The organism is Streptomyces abyssalis (genome assembly GCF_001751365.1).
Lineage (GTDB): Bacteria > Actinomycetota > Actinomycetes > Streptomycetales > Streptomycetaceae > Streptomyces > Streptomyces abyssalis.
Genome location: NZ_LJGT01000038.1, coordinates 1,551,392 through 1,567,029 on the forward strand (window position 1 = coordinate 1,551,392; position 15,638 = coordinate 1,567,029).

Annotated in this window: 15 protein-coding genes; 7 read left to right on the forward strand and 8 right to left on the reverse strand. The window is 70.3% G+C overall.

Annotation, left to right across the window (positions count from 1 at the left end; translation table 11 throughout):
• Window positions 1–760 precede the first annotated feature (760 nt).
• Together AN215_RS14075 and AN215_RS14080 are read right to left on the reverse strand one after the other, a co-directional pair.
• The gene (locus tag AN215_RS14075) at window positions 761–1,930 is read right to left on the reverse strand and encodes a MalY/PatB family protein (protein ID WP_070009416.1); all 1,170 of its coding nucleotides are present in this window, start codon (window positions 1,928–1,930) and stop codon (window positions 761–763) included.
• Entirely contained in the window at window positions 1,927–2,406 is a 480-nt protein-coding gene (locus AN215_RS14080; protein WP_070009417.1) for a DinB family protein, read from the reverse strand. Before AN215_RS14080 ends, AN215_RS14075 begins: the two co-directional genes overlap by 4 nt.
• A gap of 88 nt (window positions 2,407–2,494) precedes the next feature.
• Here AN215_RS14080 and AN215_RS14085 point away from each other — a divergent pair, with 88 nt between their 5' ends.
• Window positions 2,495–3,034, forward strand: coding sequence for a CGNR zinc finger domain-containing protein (locus AN215_RS14085; protein WP_070009578.1), 540 nt, complete (start codon window positions 2,495–2,497; stop codon window positions 3,032–3,034).
• Window positions 3,035–3,300: 266 nt separating this feature from the next.
• A complete protein-coding gene (locus AN215_RS14090) occupies window positions 3,301–3,621 on the forward strand; it encodes a hypothetical protein (RefSeq protein ID WP_070009418.1) in 321 nt (106 codons plus the stop codon).
• 213 nt (window positions 3,622–3,834) lie between these two features.
• On the opposite strand, the gene AN215_RS14095 is transcribed toward AN215_RS14090, so the two are convergent.
• Window positions 3,835–4,896, reverse strand: a complete 1,062-nt coding sequence (locus AN215_RS14095) for a DUF4349 domain-containing protein (RefSeq protein WP_070009419.1) — start codon at window positions 4,894–4,896, stop codon at window positions 3,835–3,837.
• Between the two features lie 291 nt (window positions 4,897–5,187).
• Window positions 5,188–5,934, reverse strand: a complete 747-nt coding sequence (locus AN215_RS14100) for an SOS response-associated peptidase (protein WP_070009420.1) — start codon at window positions 5,932–5,934, stop codon at window positions 5,188–5,190.
• Window positions 5,935–6,127: 193 nt separating this feature from the next.
• Here AN215_RS14100 and AN215_RS14105 point away from each other — a divergent pair, with 193 nt between their 5' ends.
• Together AN215_RS14105 and AN215_RS14110 are read left to right on the forward strand one after the other, a co-directional pair.
• On the forward strand, window positions 6,128–6,691 hold the full coding sequence (locus AN215_RS14105; RefSeq protein ID WP_070009421.1) for a DedA family protein: 564 nt from the start codon (window positions 6,128–6,130) through the stop codon (window positions 6,689–6,691).
• 191 nt (window positions 6,692–6,882) lie between these two features.
• On the forward strand, window positions 6,883–7,650 hold the full coding sequence (locus AN215_RS14110) for a peptidoglycan recognition protein family protein (RefSeq protein WP_245694439.1): 768 nt from the start codon (window positions 6,883–6,885) through the stop codon (window positions 7,648–7,650).
• A gap of 75 nt (window positions 7,651–7,725) precedes the next feature.
• Here the strand turns inward: AN215_RS14110 and AN215_RS14115 are convergent, their stop codons facing one another.
• Entirely contained in the window at window positions 7,726–8,550 is an 825-nt protein-coding gene (locus tag AN215_RS14115; protein ID WP_070009423.1) for an alpha/beta fold hydrolase, read from the reverse strand.
• A 293-nt stretch (window positions 8,551–8,843) separates the two neighbouring features.
• On the opposite strand from AN215_RS14115, the gene AN215_RS14120 reads away from it, so the two are divergent.
• The 3 genes from AN215_RS14120 (at window position 8,844) to AN215_RS14130 (ending at window position 12,068) form a co-directional block, all read left to right on the forward strand.
• A complete protein-coding gene (locus AN215_RS14120) occupies window positions 8,844–9,425 on the forward strand; it encodes a hemerythrin domain-containing protein (protein ID WP_079122965.1) in 582 nt (193 codons plus the stop codon).
• 732 nt (window positions 9,426–10,157) lie between these two features.
• The gene (locus AN215_RS14125; protein ID WP_070009424.1) at window positions 10,158–11,123 is read left to right on the forward strand and encodes a hypothetical protein; all 966 of its coding nucleotides are present in this window, start codon (window positions 10,158–10,160) and stop codon (window positions 11,121–11,123) included.
• A gap of 186 nt (window positions 11,124–11,309) precedes the next feature.
• Window positions 11,310–12,068 carry a DedA family protein gene (locus AN215_RS14130; protein ID WP_070009425.1) on the forward strand — a complete coding sequence of 253 codons (759 nt, stop codon included), beginning with the start codon at window positions 11,310–11,312 and terminating at the stop codon, window positions 12,066–12,068.
• Window positions 12,069–12,248: 180 nt separating this feature from the next.
• On the opposite strand, the gene AN215_RS14135 is transcribed toward AN215_RS14130, so the two are convergent.
• Genes AN215_RS14135 through AN215_RS14145 form a run of 3 tightly spaced genes read right to left on the reverse strand, consistent with a single transcriptional unit; the run spans window position 12,249 to window position 15,412 of the window.
• Window positions 12,249–13,856: a tripartite tricarboxylate transporter permease gene (locus tag AN215_RS14135; RefSeq protein WP_079122966.1), complete on the reverse strand. Its 1,608-nt coding sequence runs from the start codon at window positions 13,854–13,856 to the stop codon at window positions 12,249–12,251.
• 3 nt (window positions 13,857–13,859) lie between these two features.
• Window positions 13,860–14,432, reverse strand: a complete 573-nt coding sequence (locus AN215_RS14140) for a tripartite tricarboxylate transporter TctB family protein (RefSeq protein WP_070009426.1) — start codon at window positions 14,430–14,432, stop codon at window positions 13,860–13,862.
• Complete coding sequence (locus AN215_RS14145) at window positions 14,429–15,412, reverse strand: Bug family tripartite tricarboxylate transporter substrate binding protein (protein ID WP_070009580.1); 984 nt, start codon at window positions 15,410–15,412, stop codon at window positions 14,429–14,431. The genes AN215_RS14140 and AN215_RS14145 overlap by 4 nt, the downstream gene beginning before the upstream one ends.
• Window positions 15,413–15,638: the final 226 nt, after the last annotated feature.

The window sequence follows — 15,638 nt, forward strand, 5'->3', positions numbered from 1 at the left end:
TCACCCGGACGATCGTCCTGCGACCAGTCTCCGCCAGGCGTCCAGGCTGGGCACACGGCCGGGTTGGCATTTGGACTGCCGCGTCTGGGCGTGCAGGGCGGTGCCCCACAACCTCCCACCCTCTTACGTAGGAGGAAGTGGAAGACATCCGCAGGCGCCCCTGGTGAAGACCCCACGCGAGGTGCGGTGGCTCTCGTCCAGGTGGGTCGTGGCGTGGGGGCTGAAGTGCCCCTTGCGCAGGGGGAACCCGATGACCCGGACGACGAGGAATGCAGCAGCGCGACAGGCAGCACGGTACTCCGCTGCGAGTTGCCCAAATCGCCAAGTGCTGATGAGATCGCCGATCTGCTGAATCAGCTCGAAGGAGATCCGGCTCTACTTGCCAAGTGTGCCGAGACGAAGGTCGGATCGGCGCTCGCGGGCACGGGATTCGTCGTTCCAAGGACTACGTCGGCTGAGCTTCGGGGTTGCGAGTGGCTGCGGCTGGACCTCCGGGTCAGGCACGCCGAATGCGTGAGCGATGCGTGAGCGGACGGGACAGCACTCCTTGGATCAGGGATCACCGGTCACCAGAGCACCCGTCGCTGACCAGCTAAAACGACATTCCGCCCCAGCGTTCAGCACACCCCATCACGATCTTGCAGGCCTCGTAATGCGTAGGTCGGGGGTTCGACTCCCCCAGGCGGCTCGCAGGTCAGAGGCCCTATCCGACGTCGGGTAGGGCCTCTTTGATCTTGCTTGCTGATTGGTGCTGCAGCTTTCACAGGGCGCTGTCGAGTCGGTCCAGGATTCGTTCGAGGTTCGCGGTAGTGGTGGCGAAGTTGAGTCGGGCGTAGGCCGAGCTCGTCACTTCGGTGTGCTGAGTGAATTCGGCACCGGAGTTGAGGTACACGAGTGCGCGCCGGAGCAGGGTGGCTGCGGGGTCGGGGCCGAGGTCTGCGCGGGTGAAGTCGATCCAGGCGAGGTAGGTCGCTTCCGGGGGGAGGTAGCCGAGTTCAGGGTGGGCGCGGGCCCAGGCGGTGACGCGGTCACGGTTGCGGGTGAGCAGGGCGCTGGTGGCGTGTTGCCAGTCGTGGGATTCGCGCCAGGCGGCGACGGTGGCGATGCGGCTGAGGACGCTGGGGGTGCCGAAGTAGTCCAGCGGGGCGCGGTCGAGAGCGTCGGCGGTGGGCGCGTATCCGAGGTGGGCGACCGCGCAACGGGTACCGGCGAGGTTGAACGCCTTCGTCGCCGACGTCGCGGTGATGGTCAGGTCCTCCGTGGCGGGGTCGAGGCCGGCGAAGGGGATGTGCCGGTGCGGAGGGTGGGTGAGGTCGGCGTGGATCTCATCGGCCAGAACGGGGACTTGGTGCTGGGCCGCGATGTCGGCAAGCCCACGCAGCTCGGTGGCGCTGAACGTGTGCCCGGTCGGGTTGTGCGGGTTGACCAGCACGAACAGCCGAGGCCGTTCGGTGGCGAAGACGGCGCGGTGACGGTCGAGGTCGAGTTCCCAGCCGCCGGGGGTGCGGTCGAGGGGCAGCGGCACGATCCGGCGTCGTGCGCGGTTGATCGCGGCGAGGAACGGTGGGTAGTTCGGCACGTGCAGGGCGATAGGTTCGCCGGGCTCGGTGGTGTGTTCGATGACGATCTGCAGGATCTGGATCAGGTCGCTGAACACGCGGGTGCGGCGCTCACGGGGCTGCCATCCGTAGTGGGACCGCATGCGGTCGGTGAACGCGTCGACGACGGGGTCGCCGTCGGGCCAGTGGGGGTAGCCGAGGTCCTGACGTTCGATGGTCTCGAGCATGCGGGCGCGGACGGGTTCCGGGATGCCGATGTCCATGTCGGCGACCCAGGCAGGCAGGACGCCGGCGTCGACGGCGGTCCACTTGGCTCCGTGGCCGGCCCGCAGCCGGGTCGGGTCCAGCTCAGGACAGGGCGGGGCACTCATGTGGTCTCCAGCGGCCGTACGGGCGCGGCGGCGAGGACGTCGCGCAGGGTCTCCATCTGCCCGTGGTGCTGGGCGAGTTCTTCGAACACGTGCTGCAGCGCGCCGCCCTGAGTGAGTCGGGTGGGCGGGCCGAGGAAGTCTGCCGGGGGCTCTTGGAGCAGGGCCTGCTCCGGGTGTGTGCCGGCGACGTCGGTGTGCATCTGGGCGCGCATGGTCGCGCAGCGCTCGACGAGCAACTCGACCGGGCCGGTGGCGGCGAACTCGGCGTCGCGGTCGCGGTCGACCGGACGGCCGCGGATGAACCCGCCGACCCAGGTCTCGATCACGCACAGGCAGTGGTGGAGCAGCGCGTACGGCGAGTTCGCGCCGGGGTAGGCGGCCCGGTTCGCGCGTTCATCGCCGAGCTCGACCACGATTGCGGCCATCCCGTCGAGCGCGCGATCGGTGAAGTACAGGTAGTCCTCGCGGCTGAGCATGCCACTCCAATCGTCACCGGTTCAGACGGTGACGAGGTTTGCGCGACTCGATGTCACCTGTCAAGGTGGTGACGTGGAATTCACATTCGTGAGCGGTAGTGCGGCACTGGATCTGGCGGGCACGCTGAAGTGGCGTCTGACCGAACCGGAGGAGCTGCTGGCCGGGCCGGCCGACTTGGAGCGCTGGCTCGACGCCTCCGCCGACCTGCCCGGTGACGTCAGCGTCACCCAGGACGCGTTCCGGCAGGCCGTCATCCTGCGCGAAGCGGTCTACCGGCTCGCCACCGACCGGCTCGCCGAGCGCGGGTTCGACCGCCGAGCTCTCGACACCCTCAACGACCTCGCTCGAGGTGCGGGTCTGACTGTGCAGCTCAGCGACACCGGAACCCGTCGGACCGGCAACATCGACGCCGTCCTGGCCGAACTGGCCCGCGACGCGGTCACCGTCCTCGCCGATCGCGAGGCTCACATGAAGGAGTGCGGCCGCCCCGCTTGCACTCGCATCTATCTCGATCGTTCCCGCGGAGCCCGCCGTACCTGGTGCGGCATGGACGAGTGCGGCAATCGCGTCAAGGCCGCCGCCTACCGGGCGCGCAAGCGCCGGACCGGCACCGCGGCCGCCTCCTGAGCCGATGCGTCACCGCTCATACCAGTGACGTGCATCGACTCGAAGGGCAGCCCGCTGTGGACTCCTCATCCCTGAGTGCGATGGGGCGCATACGTCGAGCGGTGAGCCTGGCTTCATGATCGCCGGCCGCCGGCGCTCTCCGAGCGTGCCCCCTCGCGTCGCGGTGAAGGTGTTGCCGAAAGGTGTCCGACAGGCTCGTGCCGTCGGCTGTGCCGGCCGCTACGGTAAGGCGGCCGGCACAGACATTCGTGATCCGGGGGCTTCCCGTGTTGCTGCACCTTCTGATCATCTGCGCGTGGATGGTCTATCTCCTCGGCTTCGTCCTGCTGTTGGCCGTTCTCGACAACTTCCGCAGCAGGCGGACCCTGCTCCGCCTCATGCTGTGTACGGGCAGCCTGATCGTCAGCGGCATCATGCTGGGGGTGGCCGGCAACGCCGACATACCGGATGACTACGCCGACACCGCCCTGACCCGTCCTCTCGACGCCGCGGCCGACTGGCTGCACTACGCGCTCGTCGTCACGACCGTCGCCGTGTTCGTCCTGGCCGCGATCCGCAGCCTCCCCGCCTTCCGCACCACGCGGTGAGGGACTGCCGAATCATGAAGCCTCAGCGGCGCTGACGGAACGGCTGACGGGGGCTCACGGGCCGCTCTCCGTTCGAGGTTCCGGCCGCTCCACGGCGCGGAGGCCGGTTCCTGTCCCGGAACCGGCCTCCCGGGGCCAGACTGCCGATGGGCGGGGCCCGTCCGTGGGACGCTCACACGGCAGCGGTACAGGTTCCTGACGAGGGCGAGGCCCTCAGTCGCTCTTCGCCTCCGCCGGCGCGGGTGCGTGGCCGCCGGACGGGCCGTCCGGGACACCCGCGGGCCGCGGTGTGCGGCGGAACCCCTGCGGCAGCCGGTGCCGGACCAGCCGCCAGACCAGCAGCAGCGCCGCCAGCGCGGCCAGGAACGGCAGCGTGGCTCCGACGACCACCGCGATCCAGCGCAGCGTCGTGATGAACGCGTCCCAGCCGCCGCCCAGCGCGTCCGCGAACCCCGTCTCGTCGTCCCGCTCCTTCTTCACCTCGGTCTCCGAGAGCACGAGTGTGATCGTGGCCATGGCCGTACGGTCCTTCAGCGACGCCTGCCGTGCCTGAAGGGACTCCAACTCCGCCTGGCGGGTGCTCAGCTGGCCTTCGAGGGAGACGATGTCGGACAACTCGGTGGCCTCGTCCATCAGGTCCCGCACCCGTTCGACGCTTGCCTTCTGCGAGGCGATCCGGCTCTCGACGTCCACCACCTGGTCGGAGACGTCGTCGGCCGACACCTTCCGCTCGATGAGCTTTCCGCCGCCCGAGAGGTCCGCCAGGACGTCCGCGTACTTCTCCTGCGGTATCCGGAGAACCAGACGCGACCGCTCGTGGCTCCGGCCGTCGCGGTCGGTGGTCTCGTCCCCGATGTAGCCGCCCGCGGCCTCCACCGTTGTCCGGGTGTCGTCGAGCGCGGACGGCACGTCCTTGACCCGGACCGTGAGCTGGGCCTTGCGGACGACGTGATCCGCCGCGATCTCCGGGGGCTGCTGCTCGGCCGAGCCGTCCCGCTCGCCCGGCTTGCCGGTGGCTTTCGAGTCCGCGGCGCTGCCGGCCGCTTCGCCGGCGCGGGCCTCGCCGGCGCCGGTGTCGCTCCTGCCGGGCGCCTCTTTCGTGTGCTGCTGCTGCTGCTCGGTCGTCGAACTGCTTGCCTCCGTACCGGAGTTGCTGCAGCCCGCGACGGCCAGCGCCGCGGCCAGCACTCCGGCCGTGAGCAGCGCGAGCGACCGGCGTGGCGGCCGGCCGGTGCCTCGCCGGTTCCGATTCGCGGGCGGTGCTGGATCGTTCATGAGGAGTCCCCCTGAGGCGGTGCGCGAGCTGTCGTTGTCGCCGTTTGGACGGGGCGCGCAGGGGGCGGGTTGCCGGACGGCAGTCGCAATGCCGTCTCGGTCGGGCCTCGATCAGGACCCGTTCGGCTGCCCCGTACAACCTTCGAGGTCGGAGGCTGGTCGCGGCGCGGTCGGATGTCGCCGGCTGCCGCCTGCTGCTGGCAAGGGCGTTCCGCTGCCGCCCGGGCTCCGGCCCGGCGACCGCCCTCGGTTCATCGGCGGACTCGCCTCAGCTCCTCGGCGGGTTCGTGCTCAACTGCCGTTCGTCCCGGGCGATTCCAGCAGCTCGGGGCCGTTGTTGCGGACGTTGTTGACCGCGGTGGACACCGCCCGTGCGTCCAGGTGGCCGCCGGCGGGTGAGGTCAGCAGAGCGCGGAGCTCGTCCGGGTCCTCGTGTGCCGGGTCGAGCCAGGCGGCCTGGTCGGCGGGGTCGATGCCCAGCGGCATGCGCGGGTGGACCCTGCCGGCCGCGTCGGTGGCTTCGGTGGTGATGATGGTGCAGGTCCGCCACCAGGCCCGCGGGTCGTCCTTGTCGCGGTCCGGGTCACGCCAGATCTCGTACAGGCCCGCCAGCGCCATGACCTCGCCGTCCTCGGGGGTGATGAAGTACGGCTGCTTGTACGCCTTTTCGGTCTCGGTCGCCGGTACGGACTGCCACTCGTAGAAGCCGTCGGCAGGCAGCAGGCAGCGGCGCTTGGCGAACGCACGCCGGTAGGCCGGCTTCTCGTGGACGGTCTCCACCCTGGCGTTGATCATCTTCGCGCCGGTGTCCGGGCTCTTCGCCCAGAACGGCACAAGTCCCCAGCGCAGCGGCCGGAGTTGCCGCTCCACGACGCCGGTCTCACGGTCCACTGCCTCCAGGACCGCCCACACGTCGTCGGTCGGGGCGACGTTGTAGTTCGGCTCCGGGGCCTGTGCCTCTTCCTGGTGCCACTGGTCGACCTGGAAGAGGTCGACCAGGTCCTCCGGCCTGCGGGTGGAGACGTATCTGCCGCACATGCGTACACCCTGCCACGGGCCGCCACGCGGTGGGGCCGCTGTCGGTCTCCGGGAGGAGGCGCCGGGCGGCGGCCCCCAGGGGAGAACTCGCAGTTTCCCCGGGGCTCATCCGCTGTCCGTTGAACGCCCCGCCCACCCCTGTCAGCCTTCGTGCAGGGGCCATCACACAGAGTCGCCGGGGAGTCGGTCGGGCATGGAGAGCGGGCACTGGATCTACGCGCTGCTGGTGCTCGCCACCATGCCGCCCGTGGTCCCGAACTCCGCCCTGGTGGCCGGTGCCGGCGCACTGGCCGCGACGGGCGGCCTCAGCCTTCCACTGCTGGTGGCCGTGCTGCTGGTCAGCACGGTCGCCGGTGATCTGGGCACCTTCTGGGCGGGGCGGAGGTCGAGCGGAAGGGCCCTCGTCTGGCTCCGGAGCAGTCCCCGCCGGCGGTCGATGCTGGAGTGGACCGCCGGACGCTTCAGGCGGTACGGCGTGCCGTCGGTGATCGCCGTCCGGTTCGTCCCCGGCGGGCGGGGCGTGGGCGGGCTGACCGCCGGTGTCGTCGGCTATCCCGTACGGAGCTACCTGCTGGGCGCGGCGGTCGCCGAGGCCGTCTTCGTCTCGTGCACGGTCGGCCTCGGATATCTGGGCGGGCGCTTCGCGGTGGACGGCGCCGCGCGCTGGCTCATCGGCCCGCTGGTGTCCCTGGTCGTCGCCGGTGCGGTGCAGGCGGTGCTGCGTCTGCGGCTGACGCAGCGCCCTCCCCGCGGGTGAGCTGCACGCCTGCGCCCGGGACGCCCGGCCCCGGCCGCGGCCCTGTGCCGTAGGCGAGCGGTCCGGGGCGGAGAGGCAGCGGCTCTCACCCGAACGGATACGGTCACCTGTGCGAGGCCGGGGGTCCGGTGCACCTTTTCCGTATGCGGCATCGCAAGCCCAAGCCAAGGCGCCCCTCCAGGCTGGTGTACGTGGCACTCGTACCGCTCGCGTTCGCCATGACCTGGGAGGAGCCGGTGAGGGACGCCCTGTCGCCGACCGCCGGCAGACAGCGGCACGGCGACCCGGCGGAGGCGGACACGCCGCCCGGGCCGCCACGCCCCGACATAGTTCCGCGCAGCGCCTGGAATGCCGACGAGAGCCTCGTACGGGAGCGTGCGTCGACGATGCGGAACGTACGGGTCGTCTTCGTCCACCACACCAGCCAGCCCAACGGCTACGACTGCGACGCGGTGCCCCGCATGCTCCGGCAGCTGGAGGCGGAGCATGTCGAGCGCGGATGGGACGACCTGGGCTACAACTTCGTCGTCGATCACTGCGGCACCATCTACGAAGGGCGCTCAGGCGCCCTGTCCCGCTCGGTGGAGGGCGCGCACACCAAGGGCTTCAACGCCGGAAGCCTCGGCATAGCCGCCATGGGCACATTCGACGAGGGCGCCGACGTACCGCAGGTGATGCTCGACTCGATCGCCTCACTGGCCGCGTGGAAGCTGGGCCCCCGTGGCGACCCCCACGGCAAGGCGGAACTCGTCTCCTCCAGCGACGAGAGCCGCTTCGACGAGGGCGACCGGGCCCGGTTCGACGTCATAACGGGACACCGGGACGCCTTCGAGACCTCCTGCCCGGGCATGGGGCTGGAGAGCCGGCTCGGGAAGATACGGGACGAGGCGGAACGCCTGCGCAAGCGCGCCCAAGCGCGCACGCCGGACCGCCCCCCGACGGAGGCGGACGGCCGGTGACGGGGGCGGCGGCCCGGCCGACGGAGGCACGATCGCTCGCGCGCCCCGCCCGGCCGACCCCACCGTGTGCCGCCCTCAGGCGGACTTCAGGAAGTCCAGCAGGTCGTTGTTGAACGTGTCGTGATGATCGCCGTACAGGCCGTGCGGCCAGCCCCGGTAGATCTTGAGGGTGGGGTCCTTGACGAGTTCGGCGGTCTTCGGCGACGCGGCCTCGATGGGGACGATCTGGTCGTCGTCGCCGTGTGCGATGAAGACGGGGACGTCGATCCGGGTCAGGTCGTCCGTGAAGTCGGTCTCGGAGAACGCCTTCACGCAGTCGTACGAAGCCTTCAGCGCCACGCTCATGGCCATCATCCAGAACGCGTCACGTGTGCCCTCGGATACTTCCGAGCCTGCCCGGTTCGCGCCGTAGAAGGGTGCGGTGAGGTCCTGGTAGAACTGCGAGCGGTCCTTGCGCACGCCCTCGCGTATCTCGTCGAAGACGTCGACGGGCAGCCCCTCCGGGTTGGCGTCGGTCTTCAGCATCAGCGGCGGTACGGCGCTGAGCAGCACGGCTTGTGCCGCGCGGGCCGTTCCGTGCCTGCCGAGGTAGCGCGTCACCTCGCCGCCGCCCGTCGAGTGTCCGACGAGCGTGGCGTTGCTGAGGTTGAGCTTGTCCATCAGCTCTGCGAGATCGTCCGCGTAAGTGTCCATCTCGTGGCCGCTCCACGGCTGGGAGGAGCGGCCGTGGCCGCGGCGGTCGTGTGCGATGACGCGGTAGCCCTGGGACGCGATGAAGAACAGCTGCGGGTCCCAGACGTCCGCGGTCAGCGGCCATCCGTGGCTGAAGACGACCGGTCGTCCGGTTCCCCAGTCCTTGTAGAAGATCTCGGTCCCGTCGCTGGTGGTGATGGTGCCCATGGCGGGCTCCTTCCTCCGGTTCTGCCGGTTCTGCTCCGTGTCAGTCGGGAGGGCGGACACGTCCCACGGTCGCGCGTGAAGGTCCGTCTCGCGAACGCGGACCGGATCGTCGCCGGTCGGGGCGGGGCGTCGGCGGGCGGTGTCCGTGAGGTGACGTGATGTGTGCGATCACGTGACGCGGTGGGGGAGTTCCGTTCCGTACGACTGCGGCGGCGTCGCCGGGGAACGCGGCGAGCGCCCGGTCGCAACGGACGGGACGGACGGGAAACGGACGGACGGAGGAGAGAGGGGCCATGGGCGACTCACCCGCCGAGCAGCAGGGACAGGTGCGGCAGCAGGTGCAGCAGCAGGGACAGGGACAGGGCCACGAAACCGAAGACGTCGTGGAGTTGATCCTCAGGGACCACCGGACGATGGAGGATCTGTTCCGCGAGATGCGCAGCGTCGACGCGGACCGCGCCGCCGCCCTGCGCCGGCTCGCGGATCTGCTGATCGCCCACGCGGCGGCCGAGGAGGCGGAGGTCTACCCCGCGCTGCGCCGCTACCGGAACGTGGACGAGGAGGACGTGGAGCACAGCGTCGAGGAACACACGGAGGGCAACGAGGCGTTGCTCGCCCTGCTGGAGGCCGGCCCTCCCGGCGGTGAGGATTGGGACGCGAAGCTGGAGAACCTCGTACAGGCGGTCAGTCATCACCTGGACGAGGAAGAGCGTTCGCTCATCAACGACACCCGCGAGAACGTCGGCAGCGGTCGCCGGGCCGAGCTGGGGCGGGCGTTCGCCCGCGCCCGCCGCGACCAACTGGCCTCCGTCCCGGGGCGGGTGGAGAACGTACGCAGGATCGTGGAGGACGCCGAGGCCTCGTCCCGGAGCTGATTCACCCGGCGTGAGCTGTGCGGCGCGATGACGGTGCGGGCGTGGGGCGAACGGGGCGGCGGTGCGGGCTGATGACTGTGCGAGCCGGTGCGATGCCCGTGCGATGACGGTGCGAGGAGAGCGCGCAGGGAGTGCGGGACGGGGCGTGCGGACGGGCGGGTGAAGCCCCCGCGAGGCTCCGTGCGCCGTGTCATCGCCTTGCCGTGTAAGTCCCGTCCGTGCACGGGATGTACTTCCATCGAGCGATACGCCCGAGGGCCCGGGGGCACGGTTGCGGCAGCTGCGGCAGGTGTTCCCCGAGTGCCCCCGCGGGACGGACACCCGTCTGTCTCCCGCGGCCGCCGCGTGCTCGCCCGGCAAACCGCCCAACCGCCCACAGGCGCGGGCGACCTGCATGAGAACTCTGGTCGCGGGCCCGCAACTGCAGCCGCGATACCGGGAGTTGAAGCGCGGCAAGACCGAGCGGGGTCGGCTGCCGGGCGGCGGCGCGGCGGAGATCCGAGGCCCGCGGAGTAGTGCCTACGAGCGGAGCGCGTCGAGGTGACGGCCTGACAGCCGTCCGTCGGGCCGCACTTGTGTACCCCGGGGGAATCACGGGGAAACGCGCCGGACGCCGTCCCAGCAGCGCGGATATCCAAGTTGTCGCCACTAGATTGAGGGCTACGAAGATACGGATTGCATGATTTGGACTATGAAGTCAGTACATAAGGACCGAGAGGACGCGGGGTCTGCATGGAGCCTCGGGAGCTGTGGGAACGGCACACGGTGCTGGCGCGAGCCTTCTGCCAGAGCGACGAGGAGGTGCGTTCGGCGCAGACGACGCTGGACGACGCCCAGACGAGCCGGGTCCGTTCCCTTGCTGCGTTCGCGGTGATCGTGGGCAACGACAAGGCGGTCGCCGAGATGCTGGGCCTTCCGGAGCGGGAGGTGCGCATCGCCCGCCGCACCGTGGGACGTGACGACGCACGTTCGCTGGCCGACGACCTGCTGATGCCGCCCCTGCAACAGCCGAACCCCGGCCAGGCCGCCCACGACGAGAACGTACGGGCGCAGGACGCCCAGCACGCCCATGCGCATGCCCAGGCCGCCGCGCCCGCCGCCGACCAGATGAGTCCCGACCAGACGCAGCCCCAGCCCCTGTACCAGGCCCACGCGCAGGCTCAGGGCCACGCTCCGGGCCAGCAACAGCAGCAGGTTCCGCAGATGCCTGCCCAGCCGCAGACCCAGCCCCACACCCAGTACCAGCATCAGCACCAGGCACAGCATCACGCGGCCGCGCAGTCGTACTACCAGCCCCACGACCCGTATCAGCAGCCGCAGGAGCATTACCAGGCCTACGACCCCACGCAGTTGCCGGACCACATGGGCTGGTCGCCCGTCCAGGACGCGGTGCTCGTCGACGGCTGGCAGTCCGGTGTCGACCTGGAGATCCTCGCGCTCGAACTCGGCACCGACCTGCGGAGGCTGACCGCCCGCGCGCAGTATCTCTCCGCGCAGGGGCGGCTGTTCGTCGTGCCGGAGGAGACGGGCCGGCAGGGCGGCAAGCACCGCAGGGAGTCCGTCCCGCACCACACGGGGATCCCCGCACAGCAGATGAGCTCCCCGGGGGACATGCTGCTGCCGGACGGACTGGTTCCGGACGGATATGGCGGGTACTGGGCGAACTGGAACGAGATGCTGCCCGCTCCGCAGGGCTGACCGTCCGATGGTCCTGACTGTCCTGACGTCCTGATCGTCCTGACGTCCTTGTCGTCACGGTGAGCGACGCGCGGTCCCGGCGGCCGGGTCCGGGCGGGCGGCACATCCGCGTCTTCCCGGTCGTTGATAGCGTGTACGACCCGATGACCACCGCCTGTGCGGTGCGCCTGATGAGGAGCCTGTGACGTGACCGTCCAAGCGCTGGGACCGAGTTGGCTCGACCCGGACTTTCTGATCCAGACATTCGGTCTGATCGGCATCCTGGTGATCGTCTTCGCGGAGTCCGGCCTCCTGATCGGGTTCTTCCTGCCTGGCGATTCGCTGCTGTTCACCGCAGGTCTGCTGGTCGCGACCGATCAGTATCTGGACTATCCGCTGTGGCTTGTCTGCACGCTGATCGTGATCTCCGCCGTGCTCGGCGACCAGGTCGGCTACATGTTCGGGCGCAAGGTCGGGCCTGCCCTCTTCCGCCGCCCCGACTCCCGGTTCTTCAAGCAGGAGAACGTGGAGAAGGCGCACGACTTCTTCGAGAAGTACGGAGCCAAGTCCCTGGTGCTGGCCCGCTTCGTGCCGATCGTGCGTACGTTCACGCCGATCATCGCCGGCGTGAGCCGGATGCGGTATCGCACCTTCGTCGTCTTCAACGTCGTCGGCGGTGTGCTGTGGGGTGCGGGAGTCACCCTGCTCGGCGCGATGCTGGGGCAGATCGCCTGGGTGCGGGACAACATCGAGGCGATGCTGGTCGGCATCGTCCTGCTCTCCGTGACACCGATCGCCGTCGAGATCCTTCGGGCCCGCAGGGCGAAGAAGCGAGGGGAGAACACCGGGTCCTCGGGCTCCTCGGGATCGTCCGGGGGCGCTGCGGCCGCCGGTGCCGTGGACGCAGGGGAGGCTTCGTCCACCACGGAGAACGGCGGTCAGCGCGGGCGGCACGCCCGCCGCTGAAGCCGCCCGCCGCTGAAGCCGCGTACCGCTGAAATCGCCCGGTGAGGCCGCGCAGCACGCCCCGCTGAGGCCCGCAGCACACAGCACCCGCGACGACGAACGGCGCCCCGCCCGCCCGGTGTGAACCGGACCGGCGGGGCGCCGTTTCTGTGACCGCGGTGCGGTGGCGGCGGGGCCGCCTCAGACCTTGGCGTCCTCCTTGTCCTGGACGCCGTCGTCCCCGCCGTCCCCGCCGGTGCTGTCGCCGCCGCCCGGCCCGCCGTCCCCGCCGTCTCCGCCCGGGCCGCCGCGTCCCTCCGGACTCCGGCCACGGCCCCCGGCCAGCCGGCGCAGCCACGGCCAGGCGAGCAGCACGGCGATCACGACGTACACGGTGACCGCGAACGGCGTGTTCACCAGCCCCGTCACGCTGCCGTCGCTGATCTGCAGAGCACGGCGGAGCTGCTGCTCCGCGTTCGGGCCGAGGATCACGCCGATGATCGCGGGCAGCACCGGCAGGCCGAAGCGCCGCATCATCAGCCCGAGGACTCCGATGATCAGCAGGATCACCATGTCGATGGCCTCGCCGCCCACCGCGTACGCGCCGACCGCCGCGAAGAAGAGAATCCCCGCGTAGAGGTACGGCCGCGGCACGCGCAGCAGCTTCGCCCACACCGGTGCCATCGGCAGGTTGAGCACCAGCAGCAGCACCATTCCGACGAAGAGCGAGGCGATCAGGCCCCACACCAGGTCGGGCTCCCGTTCGAAGAGCAGCGGGCCCGGCTGGATCCCGTACTGCTGGAAGGCGGCCAGCATCACGGCGGCGACCGCCGTCGTCGGCAGACCGAGGGTCAGCAGCGAGACCAGCGTTCCGGCGGCCGATGCCGACGCGGCGGACTCGGGTCCCGCGACGCCCTCGATCGCGCCCTTGCCGAACTCGTTCTTGTGCCGGGAGAGCCGCTTCTCGGTCACGTACGACAGGAACGTGGGGATCTCGGCGCCGCCCGCGGGGATCGCGCCGAACGGGAAGCCGATCGCCGGGCCGCGCAGCCACGGTTTCCACGTACGCCGCAGGTCGGAGCCGCCGAGCCAGGGCTGCCCCACCGGTATCGACTCGCCGGCCGTCCGGTGTGCCTGGGCGGCGACCCACAGCGCCTCACCGATGGCGAAGAGGCCCACGGCGACGATGACGACGTCGATGCCGTCGGAGAGCTGGAGGCTGCCGAAGGTGAGCCGCTGCTGGCCGGTCATCTGGTCGAGCCCCACCAGGCCGATCGTCAGGCCGATGAGCAGCGCCGCGAAGCCGCGTACCCGTGAACTGCCGAGCACGGAGGTGACGGCTATGAAGGCCAGCACCATGATCGCGAAGTAGTCCGGCGCGCCGATGTCGACGGCCAGCGAGGCGACCGTGGGCGCCAGGGCCACCAGCAGGATCGTGCCGATCATGCCGCCCGCGAAGTGCCCGATGGCGGCGGCCGCGAGCGCCTGTGAGCCGCGTCCGGACTTCGCCATCGGGTTGCCCTCGATGGCTGTGACTACGGCCGCGCTCTCACCGGGGGTGTTCAGCAGGATCGAGGTGGTGGATCCGCCGAACATGCCGCCGTAGTAGATGCCGGCGAACATGATGAACGCGCCGATCGGGTCGAGCCCGTACGTCACCGGCAGCAGCAGTGCGACGGCCATGGCCGGACCGATGCCGGGCAGTACGCCGATGGCTGTGCCCAGGAGCACGCCGACCGCGGCCCACAGCAGGTTGAGCGGTGTCAGCGCGGTGCCGAAGCCGTCGAGCAGGGAGGAGAGAGATTCCATCGGTCAGAGCACCCCCATCAGCGGGCCGCCGGGCAGCGGGACGCCCAGCAAGGTGTTGAAGGCCGCGAACGTGGCCATGGACAGGACGGCCGCGATGAGGGGGTCGCGGGAGAAGTTGCGGCTGCCCAGTGCGTACGCGGAGCCCCAGAAGAGCAGCGCGCCCGTGACCGGGAAGCCGAGCGGTTCGATGAGGACGGCGGCGGCGAGGAAGATCCCGGCGAGCAGCGCGACGGTGCGCCAGTCGGCGGGTTCGCTGCCGGCCTTCTCTCCCTGGTCCGATTCGCCCCGTCCGCCGCGCAGCACGTCGACGGCGAGGACGACGGCCACCACAAGCAGCGAGACGCCGACCACGATCGGGACGGTCCTGGGGCCCACAGGCCCGCGCTGGTCGGCGACGGTCTCCATGGTGAAGGTGTCGCTCAGCACGAGCACGCCGACGAGCAGCAGCAGGACGCTGACGCCGAGTTCGGAGCGGCCGCGCAGCCGTTCGCGCCAACTGCCGGGCGCCGGGGGCCGCGTGGCGGCCTCGGGAGCCTCGCGGGACTCGGAAGCCGAGTCGGTGGATTCGGTGCTCACTTGCCCACCTCCTTGAGCACGGACTGGACGCGCTTGTCCTGTGCCTCCAGGAAGCGCCTGTACTTCTCACCCGTCAGATATGCGTCGTCCCAGCCGTTCCGCTTCAGCGACTTCCTCCACTGCGGGCTGCGGTGCAGCTCGTCGAAGAAGTGGATGAGCTTCGCGCGCTGCGCCTCCGGCAGGCCGGGCGGCGCCATGATGCCGCGCCAGTTGGTGAACTCCACGTCCATGCCCGCCTCCTTGAGGGTCGGGGCGTCGAAGCCGTCGATCCGCTCCTTGCCGGTGACGGCGAGCAGGCGCAGTTCGCCGGACTCGATCTGGTCGCGGTACTCGCTGATGCCGGATATGCCGAAGGCGACCTTGCCGCCGAGTACGGAGGCGAGGAGTTCGCCGCCGCCGTCGAAGGGCACGTAGTTGACGGACTTGGGTTCGATGCCCGCGTCCCTCGCCATCAGCATCGGTGCCAGATGGTCGGGTCCGCCCGCGGAGGATCCGCCGCCGACGGGCAGCGAGCCGGGCTTCTTCTTCCAGTCCGCGAGCAGCTGCTCGAACGTCTTGTACTTGGAGTCCTTCGACACCACGACGATGTTCGGCTCCTCGACAGTGCGCGCGATGGGTGTCGCGTCCGCGAGGGTGGAGGGGGAGTCGTTCGTACGTACGGCGCCCACGACGCCGAGGCCCATCGACATCGCGAGCTTGCCGTTGCCGCGCTCGTTGACGAGCCTGGTCAGACCCACGGTGCCGCCCGCGCCGGGCAGGTTGAACACCTCGACGTTGTGGTTGAGGCCGGCGTCCTCGGCGTCCTTGGCGGCGGTACGCGCGGTGATGTCGTACCCGCCGCCCGGTGTGTTGGGCACCATGAACTGCAGCCCGGGAATGTTCGTCCCTGTCTCGGCACCGCTGCCCGTGGTGATCAGCGGGGGGCCGATCAGTACGAGCAGCGTCGCCCCGAGAAGAGACAGGAGAGTGCGCTGGCGCACGCGGGGCACCGCCTTTCGTGAGTGAGGTCCGGCCGGCAGCTCCCGGCTGGGGGGACGGCCCCACATGCTGCACGGGATACGCGGCGGTTTCGCCCCCTGCGCGCGAAAGAACTTAATGGTCGTTGTGGTCTTTGTGTTCACGGGCCCGCGCATGCGGCCGGAGAGGACACGACCGCGGCCGACTCGCCGCGGGAGAACGGCAGTCGGCTGCCCGCGGACGGTGCCG

Coding starts and splice junctions, on each gene's coding strand:
- AN215_RS14075 (WP_070009416.1), bottom strand. CDS start 1,930: ATGAGTGCCCCGCCCTGTCCTGAGCTGGACCCGACCCGGCTGCGGGCC.
- AN215_RS14080 (WP_070009417.1), bottom strand. CDS start 2,406: ATGCTCAGCCGCGAGGACTACCTGTACTTCACCGATCGCGCGCTCGAC.
- AN215_RS14095 (WP_070009419.1), bottom strand. CDS start 4,896: ATGAACGATCCAGCACCGCCCGCGAATCGGAACCGGCGAGGCACCGGC.
- AN215_RS14100 (WP_070009420.1), bottom strand. CDS start 5,934: ATGTGCGGCAGATACGTCTCCACCCGCAGGCCGGAGGACCTGGTCGAC.
- AN215_RS14105 (WP_070009421.1), top strand. CDS start 6,128: ATGGAGAGCGGGCACTGGATCTACGCGCTGCTGGTGCTCGCCACCATG.
- AN215_RS14115 (WP_070009423.1), bottom strand. CDS start 8,550: ATGGGCACCATCACCACCAGCGACGGGACCGAGATCTTCTACAAGGAC.
- AN215_RS14120 (WP_079122965.1), top strand. CDS start 8,844: ATGGGCGACTCACCCGCCGAGCAGCAGGGACAGGTGCGGCAGCAGGTG.
- AN215_RS14125 (WP_070009424.1), top strand. CDS start 10,158: ATGGAGCCTCGGGAGCTGTGGGAACGGCACACGGTGCTGGCGCGAGCC.
- AN215_RS14135 (WP_079122966.1), bottom strand. CDS start 13,856: ATGGAATCTCTCTCCTCCCTGCTCGACGGCTTCGGCACCGCGCTGACA.